Source organism: Methylocaldum sp. 14B (assembly GCF_002005105.1).
Classification (GTDB): domain Bacteria; phylum Pseudomonadota; class Gammaproteobacteria; order Methylococcales; family Methylococcaceae; genus Methylocaldum.
In genome coordinates this window covers 1-20,618 of sequence record NZ_MSCV01000027.1, presented here as the reverse complement: position 1 = coordinate 20,618, position 20,618 = coordinate 1, and the positions used below count along the sequence as shown (strand labels likewise).

Below are 20,618 nucleotides of genomic sequence, written 5' to 3'. Positions count from 1 at the left end.
TCAATCACTTAGCCAAGCTTTGATGGTCTTTCACGACCGTCAACGTGACTATTTCGTGACTGATCCAAGAGGCTCAACGCAGCCCTGGTATTTTCCGGGCTGAGATGAGCATAGCGCTCGGTCATCTTGATCGAGCTGTGCCTAAGGACATCTCGAACGGTATACAACGGTACGCCGTCCATGACCAACCAGCTGGCCAAGGTGTGACGCTGGTCGTGAATCCTAAATTTTTTGATCCCTGCCTTCTTTATTGCCGACTTGAACGAACGGCGAAGCGTGGTCAATCGCTCGCCGTCCTTTCGGCAAAACACCCAGGGACTCTCCGGGCAGTAGCCGGCCCTGAAATTGGCCCTGGATAGCAGCGCACCCCTCGCCTCCTGATTAATCGGTACGGTGCTGACCTTACGACCCTTCTGGTCCTGTTCACCGAGCCAAATCAGGTTGTTTTGAAAATCAACGCGATCCCACGTCAACCAGAGCATTTCGCCGAGTCGACAACCCGTGTTCAACGCCAAGCGGACGAAGTCCACTAACCAAGGTGCGCGACGATTGTCTCTCGCGGCAGCAATGAGCTGTTGTGCCTCATCTGGCGTTATCCAACGCGTTATACCTTGGGGCTCTCGAAGTTTCTTCTTCGCGGCAGGATTCGGAATTTTCCATCCGAGTTCATCCCGACAGTAATTTATCGCCGCACAAAACAGTCCAACTTCCTTATTGATGGTGGCGGGCGAGGCGCCATGAGTTTGTCTTTGCCTGATGTATGCTTTGACCTCCAAGTCTTCTATCGACGTGATGCTCCGCCCTTGAAAAGCCAGATAAAGATGGCGAGCAGTGCTTTTCACTTTCGACGTAACAGGCCGCGCTTTGAAATATTCCAAGAGGACTGCATCAAAGGAAATGTCGCATTCCTCATTGCCATCGGGCTTTCGTCCCCACTTGACTTCCTCGTAGACCTCCGTTTTCCATTTACTCAGGAGCGCGTTCGCTTCGCGCCGCCCTTCACTTCCTCGACTCCTGACAATCCCAGTAGAACACCTAATTCTCTTTCCGCTTGCGTCTGTGAACGAAGCCCAGAAGAACTGCGAGTCCTTCCGCTCATAAATACCTTCTTTGAATTTGCGCATGTGCTCATCTCCTGTCGCACATTCCCCGCGCGGTGGCCATTATGCACAGATTGAGTTTTGTCTTCTATCCAGGTACGGACAGCCTGGGCGGGGATTCTCACGGCTCTTCCGATCCTGACGATCGGAATTTCGCCGCGATCGATCAATCTGCGGATGGTGCGGGTCGACAGCCCACCCATCTGGCGGGCGGTCTCGTCAATGCTCCACAACAGAGGCTCGGGTGGGGACGTCACAGTAGACTCTCTCCGAAAACTCGGACTCGATGAATGAGATCGGGCCAGATAATACCATAATGGTATATTACGTAAATGCCATTATGGTTTTCTCGTTTCGGAGAGTTCCGCGAATGGTGCGCCGTTGCAAGAGAACGGCGCCAGGACCAAGGTGGGTTACTTTTTTCTAGACCGATTTTCCGACAGGAGGAACGAGCAGCAGAAGCCGAGGGGCGGTTAGATCTTCTCGCCTTTGAATATGACGCCCCCGCAATAGACGGCAGACTCCCCCAACTCTGTCACGCGTTCCGGCCAGTCTTCGTTGAGCGCTTTCAGGTAACGTCTGCCACCTTCGATGATAAGCTGTCGAAACACGGGCTCCTGGTCGGCTTCCAGGCGAACGATGACGAATTTGCCGTGTTCCGGCGGAACCGCCGGGTCGATGAAAATTAATTCGCCATCGCGAAAGCGTGGCTCCATGCTGATTCCTGTGACGCGCAGCACATACGTGTGTTCGCTGCACTCGACGGGGCAGAGGTATTTCTCCAGAGCTTGTTGTCCATCCTTGATCTCGGACCAGCGTCCTGCCTCATTCCAGCCGATCAAGGGGACCACCCGCTTGATGGGAGGGACGGTCGCCACGTTCGAGTGCGGTAGAGGGGGTCTCTTTTCAGCCGGCGCGTGGCGCGTTCGTTGTATCCCTGCCTCGTAGTCGACAAATTCATGAACCAAATCCATCCAGCCATCCGGTTTCCCCGTAATCCTCTCGATCTTCTGCGCCAGATTTCGTCCAACATTGCGCCGGTGCGCAGGATTGGAGCTAAAGATCCGTGAAATCTGCGACGCTTGAATAGCTAAAGCTCGCGCCAGGTTAGCATCGATCCCCTGATAGTCCTGCTCGATCAGCCATATCAGATTTTGTCGCCTAATCTCTTCAATTCTCATGCCAGAACGGTCTATTTTTGACCGCTACGGTAATTTGTCGCAGCGGTATAGTTATTGACAATATGAATACCTTTTAGGTATTTTTCAAGCCTCTTGGGTTGATTTCCTCCGGGCGAGCCCAAGCCATCCTGTCCGTGCAAGAGGCCGAGTAAGTATCCGGGAAGAAGGCGAAGTGTACCACGCCCCGTATTGGTCACTTGAAAGGACAGCGAGCGCTTCGACCGGATGCGGTAAGGCGAAAAATCATTGACCAGTTCGGTAACCAAGCACCCCTGATCGCGTGACGATACCGGATGGGGATAGACCGACGATAAGCGTGAGGGCTCCATGACGATCTGCATTACCATCACCAGTACCAAAGGGGGCGTCGGCAAGACCACCTTGACCGCAAATCTGGGAGCGCTGCTGGCCGACTTGGGGCAGAAGGTCCTTTTGATCGATGCAGATCCTCAGCCTACTCTGTCCAGCTACTACCGATTGGCATCGGTGGCGCCTCACGGTTTGACTGAATTGATGGTGGCAGCCAGCACCGAAACCGTCATCAGCCGAACCGATTTGGATCGTCTGGACTTGGTGTATTCCGACGATCCCGACGGAAAACTGCGGGATTGGATTCGTGACGCGGTGGATGGCCGGGTGCGATTGAAACATATCCTGGCGCGATTCGACGGAATTTATGATTTCATTCTGATCGATACCCAGGGTGCGGTGGGGCCTCTCCAGGATGCAGCGGTTGCTGCCGCCGATCTGCTGTTATCTCCGATTCCACCGGAAATTCTTTCCGCCCGCGAATTCGTGCGCGGCACGGTAGCCATGCTGGAGCGTTTGAAACCGATGGCTTACCTCGGTGCCCCCATCGGTCCTTTGCGCGGTGTCATTTACCGACAGGACCGCACGGTGGACGCCCGCCGCATCGTTGAAGAGCTGCGCAGCGAAGCCTATCTTCCCAGCAAAGGCGCCATCACCATTCTGGATGCGGTGATTCCGGCCTCGGTAGTTTACCGGGAGGCTGCCACATACAAGCAACCGGTCCACCGGTTGGAGCGCAAATCCCGAAATCAATCCCCCACCGCTCTGGATACGATGCTGAGTTTGGTGGTCGAGCTGTTTCCTCATCTGAAGCTCGCCGAGCTGTTACCGCCGAACAAGGCGTGACAGGCGCGCCATGAGCCGCAAGACTACCATCCCCGATGTGCGCGGCCTCTTATTGGAGGGAAACTTCGGTACCAGCCGGGATTTGCCCACTACCGATCCACTCACTACGACCCAAATGTTCCTGGAGATCGAGCGGATCAAGCCGTACGACCGCAATCCCCGGCGCGAAATCAACCCCCGTTATCACGACATCAAGGACTCGATCCGTGCCCAGGGCGGCCTCAACAATCCACTCACCGTGACCCGGCGCCCCGGTGACGAACTCTTCATGGTGGAGTCCGGCGGCAACACTCGGCTGATGATCCTTAAGGAACTGTGGCAAGAGACACAGCATGAGTCATTTCGCCGAGTGCACTGCCTCTTCGTTCCCTGGCAATCCGAAAGTCACGTCCTCAGCGCCCATCTGATCGAAAACGAACTGCGCGGCGAGATGCTGCTGATCGACAAGGCCGTGGCCTTGAAGGATCTCCAGATGCAATTGGAACAGGAAAGCGGTTACCGATTGTCCCGCAGCGAATTTCAGCGCCGGCTGGCTGCCATGGGCTACACGATCTCGCGCCGCCAGATGATCCGCTACGAATACGCCGCCGAAGTTCTGGAACCCTTGATTCCAAGGGCATTACGGGGAGGATTGGGACGCCATCAGATCGACCGGCTCCGCGATATCGAGCAGGCCTATCGGGTCGTGCATCGTTCGCTGTCAGCGTCCGCACCCGCGCCGCTTCCCGCCCTCGATCCCTGGTTTGCCGACGTGCTGGCCGCGCAAGACGGCGATACGCTGGACCTAACGGCGGTACGGCGCGAACTCGACCGCCGGCTCGCGGAATTGTGCGGCCGTCCGCTGAATCGCATTCGAATCGAAGTGGATGCGCTCCTTCATGAAACCTCGGAGGAGCGGGACGAAGCCATGGCGGACCGGGAAATCCCGGGTGGCGCGCAATCGGATGTCGCTGCATTGGGTCAGAAAGAACGGCGTTCAGGCACCGGTAACGATACCCATGGGGGACAATCGAAGCCCCCGGTAGCCAAAGCGCAACCGATTCCCGACGCCGATGGTCCGGCGCGTACGGCTGCGACGGCCGCATTGGAGTCCGATCGGTCAAACGCCGACAGCGATCGAGGTCCCGATTCGAACGCAAACGATCAGCCCTTGTTCTCGAGGCACGAAACCGATGCGGAGCCGGCGCTCTTTCTCGACGAGCGTCTGAATACGGAACCGCGACGCTTGCCCAGGGAGACCGATTTGAAATCACTCCGCAGCCGGGCCTACGTTCTGGCGCTGAAAATCGCCCAGGGCCTCGGCTTCAAGGAGGCGGTGCACCCCTGGAAAAGCGGGTATGGTTTCGTGCTCGACTTACCCGATAGAAACTTCCGGGACGATCAGTCCTGGTACGGGTGGTGGCTGCTGCTCGGGCTGTCCGAGCAATCGGCCAGCGAGGAACGGCTAGCCCTGGCACCAAATAGCCTTCGGCTGCCGGTTCTGCTTCGGGACGGGCAGGAACATATGATTTTCGAGATCGTCGATAAACCGCCCGGGATTCTGGAACTCCCGCTTCATTTTCTGCTGTCCCGTCAGATTTCCGATCAGGTGTTTCACGATCTATTGCTGCTGATGGAATGCTGCCGAACGCTGCGCAAACAATTCCGGGAAAGCGATTTATGGGAATGCATCACCGTCGAACAGGTACGGATGCGTGCTCTCTTGGCCGAAATCGAGAGGAAAGACGATGGATAACGTCCACGCCGAATATAATCTCCAAACCCTGCTCTATGTCGCACGTCTGGCGTCCGCAGAGGACTATGCCACGGCCCTGAGCCTCGGCCTCCGACCTGAGCAGGTCGACCGCATTCGGAACCTCTCCCTGGAAGCGCTCCATGAACTGGCGCTCGGCATGAACGGACGCATCATGACCGTTTGCTTCGATCCCGATGCACTGAATACGGCGTTTCGGATCCTTCAGCGCCGAGCCGAGGAGCGGCGACTCTGCATGGACATGATCGTGGCGGGTGCGTCGTTCAGTGTCATGAACGAACTGTTCGGGCTGAACAAACCCGCCTACAGCGGGTACCGCAAACTGCTGGGCCTCTCCGATCTCGGAATCGGACGCACCGAGAAACCGCCCGAAGATCAACAGAAAGCCATCTGGCGGGCTTGGCTGGAATCGGACGCCCTGACGGACTTACGCGATCGGCTCATGGCGGTCCATCGGGCTACTCGGGCCGAAATCCGGGCGATCTGGGCCTTGATCAAGGAATGGGAAGCCACCGGTCTGACCCCCATTCTGGACGAAGCGTCCTCAATGAATGGAAGGGACAAGCCGTTCGCCTCGGAGGGTCGCGATGGCTGACGAGTCGCTCACCGAACGCATGCGGCGGCTGATCGAGGAATCCCGCCGAGGCACCGCCACCGAGCCCGACACCGATGCCTTGCTGTTTCTCGGCAATTGGCATGATTCCATCCCCAGGGCCTTGACCTTGGACCCCGTCCTTGAAGCGGTGGATGTCCGGGTTTATCTCCTGATCCGAATCTGCCTGTCCGCGCAAGGGCTGAGTCGTTTCCCGTCCTACGACGAAATCCAGCGCCTGTTGCGTCTCTCGCGTCCGACGGTGGCCCGGTGCATCCTGATCCTGCGGGCAGCCCGCTGGATTTCCCTATGCAATTGTCTTCGGGACGAGTCGGGACGGTTCAAGGGCAACGTCTATGCGGTTCACGACGAGGTCCTGCCCTTGGGCGATACCATCGCCCTGGACGGAAGCTATCTCGAGTTCCTGGAAGGACTCGAATCCCATCATCATCCACGCGTCGCCATGGTGGCCCATGCCGTCCTGGAAACGGTCCGCCATCGAATCCGCCGGCAGGAAGACCTCACGGCAAGCCGCTCGCCGGTGATGCGATTCACCCATGGAGAAGAAGATTTGTACGCGGCCCACCCGGAGCGAATCCGCCGAATCCATCAACGGCCGGAATCAGCCGGCCCGGTTCAAAATTCGAACTCGGCGGCCCTGGTTAAGGAATTGAACTCGGATGCACCGCGCCGAGTTCAAAATTTGAACTTGGATAAAAATCCTGCGGAAAATCAGGGACTTTCCGGCGCAGGAAAAAAACTTAACTCGGTCCTATGTAGTAGTAGTTTAAATAAAAAAACTGCTACTACGTTTCATGCCCTCGAAGATTCGACGAATTCCGCGCACGCGCGCGAGCCGATCGATCCCGCGCTGATCTTTCCTAGCGAATTCAGCGACGACGAACGGCGTCTGGCCTGGGAATACCTGCGCCCCCTGACCGGAGCCGACCGCCAGGCCCTTTTGGACGAGTTGGCCGCACAAATCCACGCCAAGCGGGAGACCGACAAGCCTATCCGCAACGCGCTGGGATATCTGCACTGGATGTGCGGACGCCTGGCCGAGGGACAAAGTCCTCTCACCAGCTTAGGACTCAAATATCGGCAGTTGCGAGAACGCGAACGGCAGCGGAACGAAAAGGATCTGGCGCGGAATCAGGCGATCGGGCAGACGGCCGGACAATCCGCGCATTTGCTGACTCGACGGTTGAACGCGATCCATGACAACTGGGTGGCCAAGAAAGGCAAGAATGATTGAGGGGAAATTGGCTGCTGTGCCACTGGCACAGCTGTTCTGAAGGCCGGCAACCGATCGATTCCCGGTTCGGTATTCTGGGGAGGTAGAGCGATGAACGACAAAGAGAGCACAATGGCCGAGCGACGCGTCGAACCCGGGGCTTTGCGCAGCGAGGCGTTTCTGGAGATCCAGACCCGGCAAGCGCAGAGGCTGGTGCATGGTCGAGAGTCCGGCAATGACAAAGCGCCTGCGATCATCGGGCTGTTGTCCTTCGGCCGCCGGATGCGCCAACTTTGGCTGTCGGCGCAATTCGACGACCCCTATGCGGACTGGTATCTGCTGAAGATCGAGCAGGCCATCGAAGCCTCGCGCGCATACATGGCCGAGAAGCAGAACGTGCTGATGCAGGTGTTGGACGGCATCTCCGGGGTCAAGATCGATGTCGCTCATTCCCTGGAGCCTATCCGCGTTTCTCTGCAATTCTCCAATCCCTACGGGTACATGGGTGCCTACCTGATCGCCGATTACGATGCCCTGATGCGTGCGGTATTGACCGCCCGGCATTTCGCCCTGATCGATCGCGACAAGAGCCAAAACATCATTCAGAGTGCCGGCCGCGGCATCCGCCATACCTTCAACCTGGCGGCCGTTTGGCGCTACACCGGTGTCACCCGCGAGGACCTCAGGCAAATGAACCAAGCCGCTCAAAGAGCCAGAGATCTCATGGGCAAGTTGCCGGAAACGATTCTGGATGCAACGTGCCGGGCACGCGTTGCCCCGAACCTTCGGCGCAATGCCACGTCAATCGATCCTGTCGCTCAAGGCGCCGAAAAGCTCGGCCTGACCGAGCAGGCCCTGATTGTGGCGAAGGTGAAGCAGCGCCGGAAGCCGCCTTCCGGTGAATCGAAGGAAACGGCGAGTTCGCACTGATCGAACGCATGCTCTCTGAATCATGTCATGGGTACCCATGACTCGAAGCGGATCGGGTAGATATGGACCGGATAGCCCCTTTAAAAGGCTTTTACCTTTTTAAGGGATAAGGGCAAGTGCGGCCATTTCCGAGATGTGCCAGTGGCACAGCCTGAAAACACGTAAACCCATAAGACTCGATGTCGCCTGTTGTCCTTGGATGTACGAACGAAAGCCCACCGGCAAAACCGAGGTATGGAACCGCATTCACCGGCTCCGTCAGGAACTCGACGAAATCATGGCCGCCATGTACGCAGTCTCGGACGAATTCAAGCACATCTTCCGTGCCCCCTGGCCGATGCATCTGAGCGTTCAAAAACTCAAGACCGGCGCGGTCTATTTACGCTGGCGCAAATCCGGCGTCAAAGGACAACAACCTTATCTGCAGTTGGAAAGCGGGGCTGGACTGAAATTGTTGCGAGCCCAACCTCCGGCAGTACAACGCCAGTATTTCCGGTTTCATCAAATGCTGCTCGAGTTGAACCTGTGGCACTCGGTTTGCTTCGCCGAGCTGCGGCGGTTGGAACGATATGCCGATCAGTTGAAAGCCTTCCAGGGACTGAAATCGGGCATCATGGAATAATCGGTGTCATTTGGACTTTTTGTCACCGTTTGGCGCAATGGACGGTTGTCCGAACCCGTGGTGAAAGATGCTGCCGAGTTCTCAGCGCCGTAGAGGAGGCCATGAGTTTCGGTCTGCCGCTACCTTTCGCCGTCGGGCGGTCGAAGGAAGCCCGGCCAGATCGTGTTCTTCGCGTCAACAACGATGAGCCCCATTTCGCGCAGTTTTCTCATGTCTCTTTGCCGGGTTTTGTCGTTGCGCTTCAGATAAAGCGCTTCGTACCAGGGCGCTCTCCGCAGTTCTTCCGCCCGTATCGGACCCATGGCGATCAATTGCGTCAAGATGGCGTATTGGCGCACGTTCAGCTCTTTCTGGTCGTAAAGTCTTTTGACTTGAGCCTCATAAAGCAAGACGCCGACCATTCGGTTGACACGTTGATGCAGCCGGTTGATGACAGCGCGCATCCCCTCCAGGTGAAACGCAACGAAGGGCAAGTTGGGTGACGAGTGGTGCTTTTCGGCCGCCTTGCGGCAGACATTGAACAAGGTGAAATATTGATCGATTTCTTCGAGATAGTACCGGGCCAAGGCAAAAGGAGCGTATCGAAATCCGCCAGCTCTCAACAGGGTCGCCTCGATGACGCGCCCGACACGGCCGTTGCCGTCCCAAAACGGATGAATCCATTCGAAATAGAGATGAATCAGCGGCGCCCGTATCAAAGGCGGCACGCCGGCTTCGACAAGGCATTCGTGCCATTCGATGAGTTTCGCCATCAGCAGGTGAATGTCCCCACCATATTGCGGAGGCTTGTATTTTCCGCCGTGGGCAGCATCGCCGACTTGCGTGACGATTCCCTTGGGATTATCTCGAAACTGCCCCGGTTGGTTGTATTGATGAGGTAAATCGCGAGTAATGGCTGCATGGACCCGGCAAATAAAGTCTAGGTTCAATTGCCAGTCCGGGATCTCGGAAGCTTGTCGGGCGAGATCGTACGCCGCTTTGATATTCACGACGCGACGTTGTTCGATGTCCTTTACCCTTGCCGGTTCGATTTCCAAGACTTCGGCTGTTTCCTCCTCGGTCAGCGTACCGCCTTCAATACTGTTGGTGCCGAAAACGCTGCTCGCGATCACTTCGCGCTCGAGCCGGTTCGCCACTTGCGATAACGGCGACTCGACAAAACGCTCATGAGCATCGATGACACGCAGCAATGCGGTTTCCACTTCGCCGGGATTGATGCCTACCTGAAAGGTGAATGGACCGAAACGTTGCGTTTCGATGCGCAGTTCACAATTGGCGAAGTCGAGCATGTCCTTAAATATGTCGCTCAGTCGAGTTAAAAAATTAATTTACTATCATACATATATATCTCATTATGCCACCACGATGTCCTTAACAATGTCCGCCTCAGATACTTAGGAGTTTCCGTACATGAGCGGGCCGTCGACCAATCCTGGCCAACCGCCGGTGCGGTTCGCTTTTAGCCGTCATGCAGCGCGTGCGAAAAGTTCCTCTCTCGGCGAGCTCACGCGCGGTCTGTAATGGCGTTGCCGTGTTTCAGAATGTCCATCCGGCATCGCTTTTGAAAAGACGCTCATCGAAGGGAAGACGATCCACCGCCAGGTACAAGAGATGCCCCCTGATCTGTGCCAGTGGCACAGCCCCAGAATAAGAAACCCTAAAAACTCAATGGCATTATTACGGCTTTTTGCAAAGCCTGCCGGCGGTCAAGCCCTTTTGGCATTACGAAAACGGCAAATGGCAAGGTTTCCCGCGGAGAGTGTTGCTTGGCCGTAAACAGCCGCCCGGAATGTTCCCACGGATGGCTGGCGATGCTCGGATAGAGCTAATACTCTTCTGGTTCAATGTATTACGTCGGGGCCGATTCATGAGTACAACAGTGCCTCGTAGAGGGCAGTTCGCCAATCCGAAACCCGTTCGGGATCTGCTTGGTCTGAAACCTGGCAGTGCGGTGGGGTCCAAGGCGACGGAAGAGGAACAAGTGCCGCGCCTCCCTACCGAAACCAAGGAGCCCATGAGCCGCTTTGCCCTCCTCCGCGGTGTCGCCACAGTGAAGATGAGCGCGGATGAAATTATTGCCCTGACCCGCGGCGACGACTGACATGGTATACATCGATACTAACCCCTCTTGTCCACACTTATTCGATGTGCCGGTTCACAGTTTGGCTATGGCTGCCATGGGCGACCACAAGGTGAGCGAGGCATCGGGGAATCGTTCAAATTCGAAACGCTCATCATAGCGCCTGGCTTGCTCGCGCTTGGCATCGACCACAACGCGTGGCCGTTGGGCGATCAAATCGCGCAAGGGGTGAAAATCCGCTCCGGATCGCAGGGATCGTGCAGCGCCTCGGCTACCGCTTGGGACAAACCGACGTACCGATCCACTTGGCGCAACAGAAGCAACCCGCCATCCGAACTGATGGCGCCCCCCGAAAAATTCGCCTCGATCACCCGGCGTCCGAGACGCCCAAATTCTATCGTTTCCGCGGTACACTTTGGCATCGGCACAGCTCCCCACAAAATTGATTTTGCAACTTGATTTATGGGGATTTCAAACTGCGCTTTGTTCAGCCCTCGCTGCGTACATAGGCGGCCGCGACATCAACAGCATTTGCAGCTGTTCTTGCGGTCGCATCGCATCGCTCCCACCCTGCAAGGAACGCGGCCATCTTCTTCACGTATACCTTCCCGCTTCTATCGTTCCACAATACCCGGTATTTGCCTGCCTGGGATTCAACCGTGCCGATTTCTTTGTCAGCCATAAAGACTTCCTCCAGTCGATGTTGAATAAGTTAACGTTAAACCGTCTTCACACCCGAAATTGCAGATATATCAAGAAAACGCGGTCGCTAGTGAGTAGCCTCTGTTATCCGTTTCCCGTCATCTCTCCACGATTCGCCTGATAGCACGAACGTCTTCCAGCCACGCCCCGAGTTTCTCCTGAGTCAAGGAACTCATGGGAGCACGCGTTACCCAAAAACCGGCATGTTCGAGTTTCGAAACCATCGCTGTAGCTCTCCCGAAATTCATGGAATGGACGAGAATCGGAACATCCACGGAGATGTGTGTGATGATGGCATCGGTCACGTGTGTACCGGAGAAACGTTGTTCCCCGTCGGCTACGATTTGCTCGACCAAATCATGATCCAACAGAATTCCCGCATAGACCGTTCCACGATCCCGCTGTACGATGCCGATCGCCCGTCCTGCGCTAGTCGCCACGACCGGTCTGACGTCTTCCGGCAACCAGGATCGGAAACATTCGAGGCGCTCCTCGTTATCCTCGACGATCAATAGGCGCAGATAGGAAGGGATGTTTCGGGTCAAACTCGCCATGGGTCCTCACTTTTGCGTCACATCCCCGGAGTAAGACGGAACAGCCGTTCTCGGCGGAAACGCTTCGGCGATCCGCATCGCGAGAGTCCGCAATATTTCGACGCCATCGCCCGAGTTGTGGCGAAAGGGATAGCCAGGTGCGGCCGGCGTCATCCAAGGCGTAACCGACGCAAAACCGAATCCGGGGCGATTCACCTGCACGTTGCCGTAAAAGGACGGGCTTCCCATCGGCGCATCCGGCGTCGAGTGGTAAGACGCGGAAGCGGCCCAGAGGATCTCCCCCTGCTCAACCTGAACCAGACGGGCGGACAAGACAGCCGCTGGCGGCTGGTAGCCCGCAAAGCCGTTTCCGACACCGCTCAAGTGAGTGACTTCCACCAGCAAAAGCGCGGGTACGTTGAGCAAACGTCCCAACCGTGCAGCGTCGGCCTGGGTCAGCCCCGAATGCTGGAACTGCATCTCGCGCAGGATGGATTCCATGTCGGAACGCGTGGCCAGGCTGTAGCCTTTACGCATGAGTTGCGCGACGATTTCATCCTCGACGAAGCGGAGCGGGCTCTGCCGAATCGGCGCGACCACCACCGCCAGCTTGGTAATCGCATTCGGATTGAATGAAGGGGCTGGCGCGCCCTGAACGGTGATGGTGGGCCGAGGGGCGGCGCAACCTACCAGGACTACCAGTGCCATCATCATTATTGCCGCGATGGTCGTCGATTTCAGAACCTTGCCCATTACCATCCCCCATCAAGCTGATTTTTCTTTTCGAATTCGCTTCACCTTTTTCGATCAACACGATAGCGTCATTCCAAGGCCAGGAGATGCCGACGCAGAATTTCATCGGTTCGAAGCGTTTCCAACGCGGCACGCAACACTTGAAAAACCGCGTCTTCGTTCTGCGTCGTTCCCGCCCTGGAGGAATGGGTCATCGCTGAGCCTTCCACCATTCTGGAATAGACCACCTGACCGGAAGCAATGTCGATCAGGCGGATGCGCACGGTCCCGATCAGCTGGTTGATGCTGGAGCTGATGCCATATCCGGAAAAATTCCTTTGGCTTTCATGCACGTCCTGGATGGTTCCCATGACGATGGTAGTGGCCCCAAGCATCTTCCCCAACTCGATGGCCTGCTCGGTATCCACGAGGCCGCTCAATCGGCCAAACTCGGTTTCGAGCAGTATGGCATCCACTCGCTGCCGCTCCACCATGGTCGCGCCCATGCTTAGCAAAATGTCCTCCAGAAAGCCGCGAAGCCCCTCCGAAAAGCGGTCCACCACAAAGGACCGCTGCGGCTGATCGGGGTCGTGACCGGTGGCAACCTGATATTCGACCATCCGCTTCACGGAGGATAGGTTCTCGAACGGCGGAACCAAGACAATGGGACCGTCCGTCGTTCCGAAGGCAACTGCTCCCATGAGCAGCAGCCACAACGTCAATCCGACGCGCACGAAGCCATTTCTTTTCAGCGCTGTCACTGACTTCCGCTCCAAGAAGCGAGGTGATTAGGTGTGAATAGCAATTTTTGAATCCGGTTGGAGTTCAATAGTGGGATTCATTTTTATTCCTGGTCGCGGCTCATTTCCCGCTCGATTTCTTCAAGGTCTTTGACCCATTCATCGATGATTTCCTGGCGTAATTCGTCGTCGCTCTTAACAGAACTGATGGGGATGGAAGTCGACTCTTCGGCTGATGTTTCTTCCTGATCATCTTTATCATCTTTTTTTTCTTGCGGATCTTGCGTCGATGATTCCAGGGTGCCTATCTTGGATGATGAGTCCTCGGCCAAGGCCAGGCCCACCTCACAAAGCAGCATGCAAATATCATCGACGGATACCGGCTCGAAATTCCTGCCGAGCAGATCTTCCCTGGAGTATGCGGTCAACTCGCCCAGCGTGAGGTTGGCCATTCCCGCCTTATGCAACTCTGCATAGGTGCTCCATTTCTTAAAGCAAACCTTATTGGTAGACACTGCAAGCAGTTCGCGCTTCGACATCCTTCGCAACTCGCCGCTAGAAAAAATCGTACATTCTGCGTTCGTGCTGCTTTCTCGGAGTATTTCGGTAATGGCATCGATGCGATCCTGCCGCGCGAATTCGTCGGCTGACCTTTGAGCCCGATCGATAATTTCTTTCTCAACCTCCGACGAGGAACGGGTATAGCGCCGGCCATTTTCCAGAATGGTATCCCGAACCAATCTGGCAGCCTGCACGGTCACCATCCGTTCTTGCGTCGGCAGCGTCCGAAACACAAACGGCCGCTGCGGTGCATTGCGCATGAGCAGTCGCGCGGCAGCGTGGAAATCCGGCAGATACTGCAGATCCTGGGCATCGAGGTCCGCGCGAGTATAGGTTTCCAGTTTTGCCGCATCTGCCGGCCCCACGCGGAAGAAGAGCAGATTCCCGACATTGCCCAGCACGGACTCCAAGAGATTGTCCCGACCGTAGCCCCGATTCAGCTGGGCCAGATTCTGGTTGGCCAGCGTCAGGCGGATGCCGAACTTCCGGGACTCGCTCAACAAATGCTCCACGCCGTCAGTGGTGAAATTCTGGAACTCGTCGATATACCAGTGAAACGGGGTGCGATCCGCCTCCGGCACGTCGATACGTCCCATCGCCGCGAAAAACAGCTTGCCGATCAGGATCATACCCAACATCTGGATGTCAAGTTCGCCGAGCAGTCCTTTGGAGAGGTTCACCAAGAGGATCTGCCGATGGTCCATAATCTGCCGGAAATCGATTGTGGTTCTGCGCTGGCCGATGATGGGACGCAGCAACGCATTGTGGGTGAACTGGTTCAGTTTCGAAGTAATGTAGGGCGTCATGTTCGCCAGCGCGGCTTCCCCGCCGGCGCGTTCCGCCTGTTCGCTCCAGAACCGCACCACCAAGGGATTTTTGCAGATGCCCTTTAAGTAATCCCGATACGCCTTGTCCTCGAACAACCGCGGCACGTCCATGAGGGTTCCCGGCACGTCGTTGTCCATCACCAGCAGCAGTGCGTTCCTCATATACTGTTCGAACATGGGCCCGCCGGTCAGGCGCAAGTCATAGAGGCGATCGAAAATCTTGATCATCTCGTTGACGATGAGGTTCATCTGCACTTGGGGATAAGGACTGTTGCATTCCAGGAAATTGATGCCGACGGCACGTTCAAAATCACAGGGATCGATGAGCACCACATCCTTGGCACGATGGGCCGGAATGGCGTCCAACACCTCCCGGTAAAGATCGCCATGCGGATCGATGAGGCATACCCCATGGCCGTGGGCGATATCCTGGATGATCATGTTGTACAGCAAGGTGGACTTGCCGCTGCCGGTGGCGCCGATGACATAAGTGTGGCGGCCCCGGTCCGCCTGCCCAAGGTAAACCTCCCGATCCCCGGCAACTCCGAGACGCAGCCCCGCCGATGCGAGCTCGCCCGACGGACGGGGATAACAACGCTTGGCGCCAGCATCCGCCAACTGCTCCGGGCGCGGAAACAAGTTCGGAAACTCGCCTGTGGCATTGACGCCTCGGCGCAGATCGAGCGCGCCGTATTCTTCTCCGTTCAAATGGGATGGGGATAAGCCTGGCACAAATGGCTCGATCGACAGAGCCAGGGGTTGGTTCGGAAACAGGGCCTTGCCGAGCATGGCCATCAATGTCTCGGAAGGTCGCTCGCGGGAAAAAACGGTACAGTTCAGTTCGACCCCCGAAGGATGAATGAGCCAGCGCTGCAAGTGCTGTTTCAGTCCCGCTACCAGGATTTCACGCTCCTCGGCGGATATCTTGCGCCGCTCGGGCAGCGTGAAATAGGCGGCTTTTCCCTGATCTATGGCCTGCAGGATGCCTATTACCTGTTGTATAGCCTGCTCATCCAAGCGCCGCGGTTCTATCGACACGACGATTTCAACAGCTTGCGGACTGGCCAGCACGGTGTCGATGACCGACAAACCGGAAGCTGCAGCCGTTATGTTCGGAGAAATCAGCACGGCAGGCAGCGGCGCTTCTTTCGGCAGACCTTTCAAGGCTTGTTGGGCACTGACGAGCATGCCATGGGGATGGAGGCGTCCACGCCACTTTGCCGGGCGAACGTCGGCCGCGCGGTCTTTGGAAATTCCGTCGTCGAAACGCAATCCCGGCTGAGCGCTCAAGACCAAATCCAGATTTTGTTTCAGCCGGCGAGCATTGTCCGCCGCATCCTTTGCCGTAGCACCGCGCGTCTTGCCGCGCACTTGTAGGAAAAATGTGGCGAGCCCACCGTCCAGGCCGCCCCGGTAGACGAGTTCGATCGACTGTCCGCTCTCCAGAACGGCGAAGAGCGAATCCAGCGCCTGAGCGGCGGTTTCACTTCTCCGAAAAAAACCGCTTGCCACGTAATTCCCCTTTGGAATCGATCACCCAGGACGGCACGGCACCCACTCTCTGCCAGGAGGCGGGAAGCTCGATCCCGCTCAGTTCGATGGTGAACATTACCTCGAAACAGCCCCGCTCCCGATTCTCGGAGATCCGGAACAAACTCTTTTCCTCCATCCGGATGCCTTCCTGAGTACGGGTTTCATCTTTTTCTTCGAAAATCGGGACGGCTTCGATGCGACTCACAAAACCTCCTAAAGATGTTCAATGGAAGGATGCCGGCACATGAAATCACACTTCATGCCAAAGGCATTTATTTTAAGAATCATAGATATTGCGATCCTATCGAGACGCGACGCAGTCGAAGGAACTGGGGGGCCTTGATTACGCTTTTGTTCACCGGGTTGCCAATCCGAAATATCGAATGAGGGGGCCGGTGTCGCCCCGTAACCCATGGGCGTCGTGGGCGTGCGAGCCGGCTCACAGCGTCCTCGCTAGAAGGTCGCTGTTTCTTTTTCCTCGACGGCATGGCTGGGGAATAAGCGTTTACTCAGGCAGTTCCTCCCAATCGATCTGCTCCGGCGGCAAGGGCACGAAATACTTCACCAACCGGTTGTGGGCATTAATCTGCCCGTCCGCGCCGCGTCTCGGGCGCTTTTCCGTAATGGCTATACCGTAATATTCCCACGCATCCCCCAAGCTGTCCTCCAAAGTCTTATTGATGCGGCTCCGGGCTTCCTCGAAGAACGCCCGGCGTTTTCTAGCATCGTTTGTCTCTATTCGAAGCCGACGCCCAGTATCGCGCCGACGCTCCGGGGCATGATCATCCATGGCACTGACAATCTTCCGGTAAATCGCCCGGTATGCCTCCGTATCGGCCGGTTGCAACTCCGAACTATGAATTTCCCCGCTTCCCGGTCCCTTCAATCGACGCCAGGCCAGCCATGCATAAAAAGCGAGGAACTGCGGCTGCAGTTTCATAGAAACATCCCCGCACTCAAGGCTGCACCGGGAAAACACAATGGTCAAACGCGCAGCACCGAAGGCACTCTGCGCCGCCTCGACCAACCGCGCGAAGCTGGATTCCTCCACTAGCAGCGGCTCTGGAATCCGCTTGCGTAACCGAACAAAAGGAATCTCAGCCAGCATCACCTTAGCTTCGCGGGTATCTACCAGATCGCCGTTGCGCAGCTTGATCTTCCGGGGGCGGACGGGTGGAAAATAAAATTCCTCACTGGCTTCGAAGGGTTGCGATACCAGCACATGGGACAGGCGATCCTGCTCCCGGCCGAACAAGGACAGGGCATAACCGGCATAAAACCCCATGGTCTTGCGTCCGCCGGCAATGGAAACATGCACGGCACAATCAGGGTCTTGGGTATAACGCCGAATCCAATTGGTGATGGCGTCGCCTGCCGCCACGCTGTCTTCCTCCGTGACAATATCGTGCAAGGCTTCTCCCCGCGCATTCGTCATCGCCTCGATGTGGGACTGCCGAAAACTGATCCGGCCGGTCAAGCCGTAATCTTCGCAAAAGCGCTGGAACTGGTTCTTTTCTTCGCCGAACAAACTGTGCACGGCCACCTCCGTACCTTTCCCGGTCGTGAGAAGATAAACCTCGCTGGGCACAAACGGCTCCGGGCGACAACAGGCCAAATGGTACAGCGTCTCCGTGACGACCTGCGGCGAAAGCCCTGTCACGGCCAACAACAGCCGCCGCGGATAGGATGCCGGACTGGCAGGATTCAAATGCGGGAAGGAAACCTTCGTTTCGGAATCGCTCGGAAAAGACATTCCATAGTTCCCCAATACAGTACCGTCAATTCTCAAGGGCGGGTGACGACGAATTCTTCCAGGCGCGCGCCAGCCTTGCGCATATCCTCCGCAGTCAACTCCTTGCCGCGCATTTCCGGAGAAAGGTCGAGCACCAGATGAATATAACGCGCCCCGTGGGCGCACACCTCGGCCGCCAAATGCACCGGCAGAGATCCGATAACGATATCTCCGTCGCCAATGATTTCGGGATTCAGATGTTCCAAACGAACGTCCACCGGCACACCTTGCTCCGCAAACCATTCGTGTGCCCCACTGTGTCGCGACACCAAATAGGTCGTCATGAATCATGCTCCTACGGAAAATGCCCTCTCGTACCCATGGGGAGAAAGCCCCATGGACTCGCCGAGATGTTACACAAACGCAGCATCAAAGTTGATGCCTTGGACGGCGAAACAAGCTTGCGGCTACCCAGCGGCGATTGCCGGTGTGCGTACCAAGCCTTTCGAGTTAGAACGACAGCCGAGTTGATCCGCGGAAAGCGGATTTTGGAGATGAACGCGGTATTCCCGGATTTCCGAACTCCGGCGCTTATTTATCGCGGGAAAACCCCCGGCTCTGCCGCACGGCCATTAAGTTAAGCAACCTTTGGAAGCGGTCAAGGTCGTAGAGGGATTTGGAGGTCGTCATGGACAAAAAAGCAGGCGTTGAACCGGAGCCGCGAGACAATCAGCGATGAGGTTTTCAAGCGGCGGCACTCGGCGACGGACCAAGCCTTCACCCGATTGCGCAGCTTGCCGTTCAGTTTAGTACTGATGATGGTGCTCCGGAACAGTGTGAAGGCCCTCCAGAACGTGGTGAACGAGGTCATGGCGTGGTTGGAGCAGCGCCCGGTGACGGCCAGCGCGTACTCGCAAGCCCGCTACAAATTCAACCACACGGCTTTCATCGAACTGAACGAGGAAGCCGTGGTGCGGGCGATGTATGGAAGCGACTACCGGACGTTCTGGGGAATGCGCGTTCTGGCGGTGGACGGCTCCCGGCTGATTCTGCCGAACACCGAGGAGGTCAGGCAAGCGTTCGGAACACTCCCCCACACGAATGGCCGGGACGCGGGGCGGCTTGGAGAACACCCCTACGCCACGGCGTCGGTACTGTTTGATGTCCTGAATCGTGTGGCGTTGGACGCGACGCTGGGATGCGCCAAGGCTTACGAAGTGGATCTCGCCGTGGCGCACCTGCCCCACACCCGCCCTGGCGATCTCCTGGTCATGGACCGAAATTATGCGTCCTACCGGATGCTCGCGGAGTTCGCCCAGCGCGGCCGGGATTTTGTGATCCGCTGTTCTGCGGCCTCATTCGGGCCTGCGCAAAGAATGATGCGGGGAGAAGGGGCTGACAGCCAGGTCGTCACGCTGGTTCCGTGCGCCGCGCAAGCCGGTCTGGTTCGCCAACTTGGCCTGCCCGCAGCCGTCCAGGCGAGGTTTGTGCGCGTCCTGCTGGATACGGGCGAGTGGGAGGTGCTGGTCACCTCCTTGCTCGACGACACCCGCTATCCCACGACAGAATTCCGGTCGCTCTATGCCTGGCGTTGGGGGATTGAAACCTTTTACGGCTTGCTGAAGACCCGGCTGGAATTGGAGAACTTCACGGGCAACGGCGCCGAGGCCGTGCGCCAGGACTTCCACGCCACCCTTTACCTGTCGGGCTTGGAATCCATCCTGACCGAACCGGCCCAAGGCCGGTTGGACGCGAGGACGACCCGTTATCCGCAAGCCGTGAACCGCTCGGTCTCCTTCAATGCCATCAAGATGGCCGCTCTGGAATTGCTCTCCACTGATCTCGACGTGGAGCCGCTGCTGGAACGGTTGACTCAGTTATTCCAGACCAGCCCCGTAACGGTCCGGCCAGACCGTTCCCCTCCGCGTCGGAAGCCGTCCGACCGCGTTTCGCTGAATTTCCATAAGCGCAAGAAAAAGCACGGTTTATAGGACTGGCAAACCTTAACTTAATGGCAGTGCGGCTCTGCCGGGGGACTCGCAAAGTTTGACGTTTCCGGGAGTCAGGTATTGTCCCAATTTCGCTGGGCCGTCATTCCGGCATGGACTCACACCGGGCTGTCCTGCCCGGTGCCCTCCGGGTAAATGCAAATCCGCTCCCGGCGGATTTGTGCCGGACAAACCGGCAGGACAGCCGGTTTGCACGCATCGCGCCCGAAGGGTGTCGGGCAGGACAGCCCGGCATGAATCCAGTTCACAGGGATTGTGAACGGTCGAAACCATCCGTGGTCACTGGACCCCGGCAATCCAATCGCAAACGGTGTCTCCGGGAGCGCCGGAGCCACCCTTCCCTGCCGGGGTGACGATATGGCTTTTGCCCCATGGCGGTCAGGCCCCTTTGAGGGGCCAGCCGTCGAAAGCCACCGGCTCTGCCGGTGGATCGTTACTATGTAGCCACGCCCTGCCAGCCAGTTTGGCGCAATTCGGGAAGCTCGGCCTTCCAGAACCGGCGTTCCCAATCCGGATCAGACCGGGAACGAGCCTGCATTGGCCTTCGCGGCCTCTCTCAAAAGCACATTGGTTTATTGCTTCTGTTAGCCATTCTTTCCGGC

General features: G+C 57.1%; 22 protein-coding genes. 8 read left to right on the top strand and 14 right to left on the bottom strand.

The features are described 5' to 3' along the window. Window positions 1-8: 8 nt before the first annotated feature. The 3 genes from B2A78_RS18130 to B2A78_RS25740 form a co-directional block, all read right to left on the bottom strand. Window positions 9-1,124 (bottom strand): site-specific integrase, encoded by a 1,116-nt coding sequence (locus B2A78_RS18130; protein WP_077731443.1) that lies wholly within the window; start codon window positions 1,122-1,124, stop codon window positions 9-11. A gap of 449 nt (window positions 1,125-1,573) precedes the next feature. After that, entirely contained in the window at window positions 1,574-2,281 is a 708-nt protein-coding gene (locus B2A78_RS18120) for a S24 family peptidase (protein ID WP_077731441.1), read from the bottom strand. A gap of 11 nt (window positions 2,282-2,292) precedes the next feature. Beyond that, window positions 2,293-2,622, bottom strand: a complete 330-nt coding sequence (locus B2A78_RS25740) for a hypothetical protein (protein WP_143735214.1) — start codon at window positions 2,620-2,622, stop codon at window positions 2,293-2,295. Between B2A78_RS25740 and B2A78_RS18115 the strand changes: the two genes are divergently transcribed. From B2A78_RS18115 to B2A78_RS18090, 6 genes are all read left to right on the top strand, one after another. Further along, window positions 2,609-3,436: a ParA family protein gene (locus B2A78_RS18115; RefSeq protein ID WP_077731440.1), complete on the top strand. Its 828-nt coding sequence runs from the start codon at window positions 2,609-2,611 to the stop codon at window positions 3,434-3,436. The genes B2A78_RS25740 and B2A78_RS18115 overlap by 14 nt on opposite strands. Window positions 3,437-3,446: 10 nt before the next feature. Continuing rightward, window positions 3,447-5,171 carry a ParB family protein gene (locus B2A78_RS18110; protein ID WP_077731439.1) on the top strand — a complete coding sequence of 575 codons (1,725 nt, stop codon included), beginning with the start codon at window positions 3,447-3,449 and terminating at the stop codon, window positions 5,169-5,171. Continuing rightward, a complete protein-coding gene (locus B2A78_RS18105; protein WP_077731438.1) occupies window positions 5,164-5,784 on the top strand; it encodes an STY4526/YPO1902 family pathogenicity island replication protein in 621 nt (206 codons plus the stop codon). The genes B2A78_RS18110 and B2A78_RS18105 overlap by 8 nt, the downstream gene beginning before the upstream one ends. Next, window positions 5,777-7,036 carry an STY4528 family pathogenicity island replication protein gene (locus B2A78_RS18100; protein ID WP_077731436.1) on the top strand — a complete coding sequence of 420 codons (1,260 nt, stop codon included), beginning with the start codon at window positions 5,777-5,779 and terminating at the stop codon, window positions 7,034-7,036. The genes B2A78_RS18105 and B2A78_RS18100 overlap by 8 nt, the downstream gene beginning before the upstream one ends. 90 nt (window positions 7,037-7,126) lie before the next feature. Then, a complete protein-coding gene (locus tag B2A78_RS18095) occupies window positions 7,127-7,945 on the top strand; it encodes a PFL_4669 family integrating conjugative element protein (RefSeq protein WP_077731434.1) in 819 nt (272 codons plus the stop codon). A 199-nt stretch (window positions 7,946-8,144) separates the two neighbouring features. Beyond that, window positions 8,145-8,567: a hypothetical protein gene (locus tag B2A78_RS18090; protein ID WP_077731433.1), complete on the top strand. Its 423-nt coding sequence runs from the start codon at window positions 8,145-8,147 to the stop codon at window positions 8,565-8,567. Between the two features lie 119 nt (window positions 8,568-8,686). Here B2A78_RS18090 and B2A78_RS18085 read toward each other — a convergent pair whose 3' ends face one another. Further along, the gene (locus tag B2A78_RS18085; protein ID WP_077731432.1) at window positions 8,687-9,856 is read right to left on the bottom strand and encodes a Fic family protein; all 1,170 of its coding nucleotides are present in this window, start codon (window positions 9,854-9,856) and stop codon (window positions 8,687-8,689) included. Between the two features lie 578 nt (window positions 9,857-10,434). Here B2A78_RS18085 and B2A78_RS18080 point away from each other — a divergent pair. Beyond that, complete coding sequence (locus tag B2A78_RS18080; RefSeq protein WP_077731484.1) at window positions 10,435-10,668, top strand: AbrB/MazE/SpoVT family DNA-binding domain-containing protein; 234 nt, start codon at window positions 10,435-10,437, stop codon at window positions 10,666-10,668. Between the two features lie 54 nt (window positions 10,669-10,722). Here B2A78_RS18080 and B2A78_RS26165 read toward each other — a convergent pair whose 3' ends face one another. From B2A78_RS26165 to csx16, 10 genes are all read right to left on the bottom strand, one after another. Then, window positions 10,723-10,872 carry a hypothetical protein gene (locus B2A78_RS26165; RefSeq protein ID WP_168175473.1) on the bottom strand — a complete coding sequence of 50 codons (150 nt, stop codon included), beginning with the start codon at window positions 10,870-10,872 and terminating at the stop codon, window positions 10,723-10,725. Next, window positions 10,860-11,069: a transposase gene (locus B2A78_RS18075; protein ID WP_077731431.1), complete on the bottom strand. Its 210-nt coding sequence runs from the start codon at window positions 11,067-11,069 to the stop codon at window positions 10,860-10,862. Before B2A78_RS18075 ends, B2A78_RS26165 begins: the two co-directional genes overlap by 13 nt. 65 nt (window positions 11,070-11,134) lie before the next feature. Continuing rightward, window positions 11,135-11,329, bottom strand: coding sequence for a hypothetical protein (locus tag B2A78_RS18070; RefSeq protein WP_077731430.1), 195 nt, complete (start codon window positions 11,327-11,329; stop codon window positions 11,135-11,137). Window positions 11,330-11,447: 118 nt separating this feature from the next. Continuing rightward, on the bottom strand, window positions 11,448-11,903 hold the full coding sequence (locus B2A78_RS18065) for a cyclic-phosphate processing receiver domain-containing protein (RefSeq protein WP_077731429.1): 456 nt from the start codon (window positions 11,901-11,903) through the stop codon (window positions 11,448-11,450). A gap of 6 nt (window positions 11,904-11,909) precedes the next feature. Continuing rightward, a complete protein-coding gene (locus tag B2A78_RS18060; RefSeq protein ID WP_077731428.1) occupies window positions 11,910-12,635 on the bottom strand; it encodes a CsgG/HfaB family protein in 726 nt (241 codons plus the stop codon). Between the two features lie 68 nt (window positions 12,636-12,703). After that, the gene (locus B2A78_RS18055) at window positions 12,704-13,375 is read right to left on the bottom strand and encodes a CsgG/HfaB family protein (RefSeq protein ID WP_077731427.1); all 672 of its coding nucleotides are present in this window, start codon (window positions 13,373-13,375) and stop codon (window positions 12,704-12,706) included. Window positions 13,376-13,458: 83 nt separating this feature from the next. Continuing rightward, the gene (locus B2A78_RS18050) at window positions 13,459-16,254 is read right to left on the bottom strand and encodes a type IV secretion system DNA-binding domain-containing protein (RefSeq protein ID WP_077731426.1); all 2,796 of its coding nucleotides are present in this window, start codon (window positions 16,252-16,254) and stop codon (window positions 13,459-13,461) included. Next, window positions 16,226-16,480: a hypothetical protein gene (locus B2A78_RS18045; RefSeq protein WP_077731425.1), complete on the bottom strand. Its 255-nt coding sequence runs from the start codon at window positions 16,478-16,480 to the stop codon at window positions 16,226-16,228. Before B2A78_RS18045 ends, B2A78_RS18050 begins: the two co-directional genes overlap by 29 nt. 300 nt (window positions 16,481-16,780) lie before the next feature. Then, window positions 16,781-18,028, bottom strand: coding sequence for a CRISPR-associated ring nuclease Csm6 (csm6, locus tag B2A78_RS18040; protein WP_077731423.1), 1,248 nt, complete (start codon window positions 18,026-18,028; stop codon window positions 16,781-16,783). 32 nt (window positions 18,029-18,060) lie between these two features. Next, entirely contained in the window at window positions 18,061-18,351 is a 291-nt protein-coding gene (gene csx16, locus B2A78_RS18035) for a CRISPR-associated protein Csx16 (RefSeq protein WP_077731421.1), read from the bottom strand. 363 nt (window positions 18,352-18,714) lie between these two features. On the opposite strand from csx16, the gene B2A78_RS18025 reads away from it, so the two are divergent. After that, complete coding sequence (locus B2A78_RS18025) at window positions 18,715-19,998, top strand: IS4 family transposase (RefSeq protein WP_077731417.1); 1,284 nt, start codon at window positions 18,715-18,717, stop codon at window positions 19,996-19,998. The last annotated feature ends 620 nt before the right edge of the window (window positions 19,999-20,618 follow it).

Coding starts and splice junctions, on each gene's coding strand:
- B2A78_RS18130 (WP_077731443.1), bottom strand. CDS start 1,124: ATGCGCAAATTCAAAGAAGGTATTTATGAGCGGAAGGACTCGCAGTTC.
- B2A78_RS18120 (WP_077731441.1), bottom strand. CDS start 2,281: ATGAGAATTGAAGAGATTAGGCGACAAAATCTGATATGGCTGATCGAG.
- B2A78_RS18115 (WP_077731440.1), top strand. CDS start 2,609: ATGACGATCTGCATTACCATCACCAGTACCAAAGGGGGCGTCGGCAAG.
- B2A78_RS25740 (WP_143735214.1), bottom strand. CDS start 2,622: ATGCAGATCGTCATGGAGCCCTCACGCTTATCGTCGGTCTATCCCCAT.
- B2A78_RS18110 (WP_077731439.1), top strand. CDS start 3,447: ATGAGCCGCAAGACTACCATCCCCGATGTGCGCGGCCTCTTATTGGAG.
- B2A78_RS18105 (WP_077731438.1), top strand. CDS start 5,164: ATGGATAACGTCCACGCCGAATATAATCTCCAAACCCTGCTCTATGTC.
- B2A78_RS18100 (WP_077731436.1), top strand. CDS start 5,777: ATGGCTGACGAGTCGCTCACCGAACGCATGCGGCGGCTGATCGAGGAA.
- B2A78_RS18095 (WP_077731434.1), top strand. CDS start 7,127: ATGAACGACAAAGAGAGCACAATGGCCGAGCGACGCGTCGAACCCGGG.
- B2A78_RS18090 (WP_077731433.1), top strand. CDS start 8,145: ATGTACGAACGAAAGCCCACCGGCAAAACCGAGGTATGGAACCGCATT.
- B2A78_RS18085 (WP_077731432.1), bottom strand. CDS start 9,856: ATGCTCGACTTCGCCAATTGTGAACTGCGCATCGAAACGCAACGTTTC.
- B2A78_RS18080 (WP_077731484.1), top strand. CDS start 10,435: ATGAGTACAACAGTGCCTCGTAGAGGGCAGTTCGCCAATCCGAAACCC.
- B2A78_RS18075 (WP_077731431.1), bottom strand. CDS start 11,069: ATGCCAAAGTGTACCGCGGAAACGATAGAATTTGGGCGTCTCGGACGC.
- B2A78_RS18070 (WP_077731430.1), bottom strand. CDS start 11,329: ATGGCTGACAAAGAAATCGGCACGGTTGAATCCCAGGCAGGCAAATAC.
- B2A78_RS18065 (WP_077731429.1), bottom strand. CDS start 11,903: ATGGCGAGTTTGACCCGAAACATCCCTTCCTATCTGCGCCTATTGATC.
- B2A78_RS18060 (WP_077731428.1), bottom strand. CDS start 12,635: ATGGGCAAGGTTCTGAAATCGACGACCATCGCGGCAATAATGATGATG.
- csm6 (WP_077731423.1), bottom strand. CDS start 18,028: ATGTCTTTTCCGAGCGATTCCGAAACGAAGGTTTCCTTCCCGCATTTG.
- csx16 (WP_077731421.1), bottom strand. CDS start 18,351: ATGACGACCTATTTGGTGTCGCGACACAGTGGGGCACACGAATGGTTT.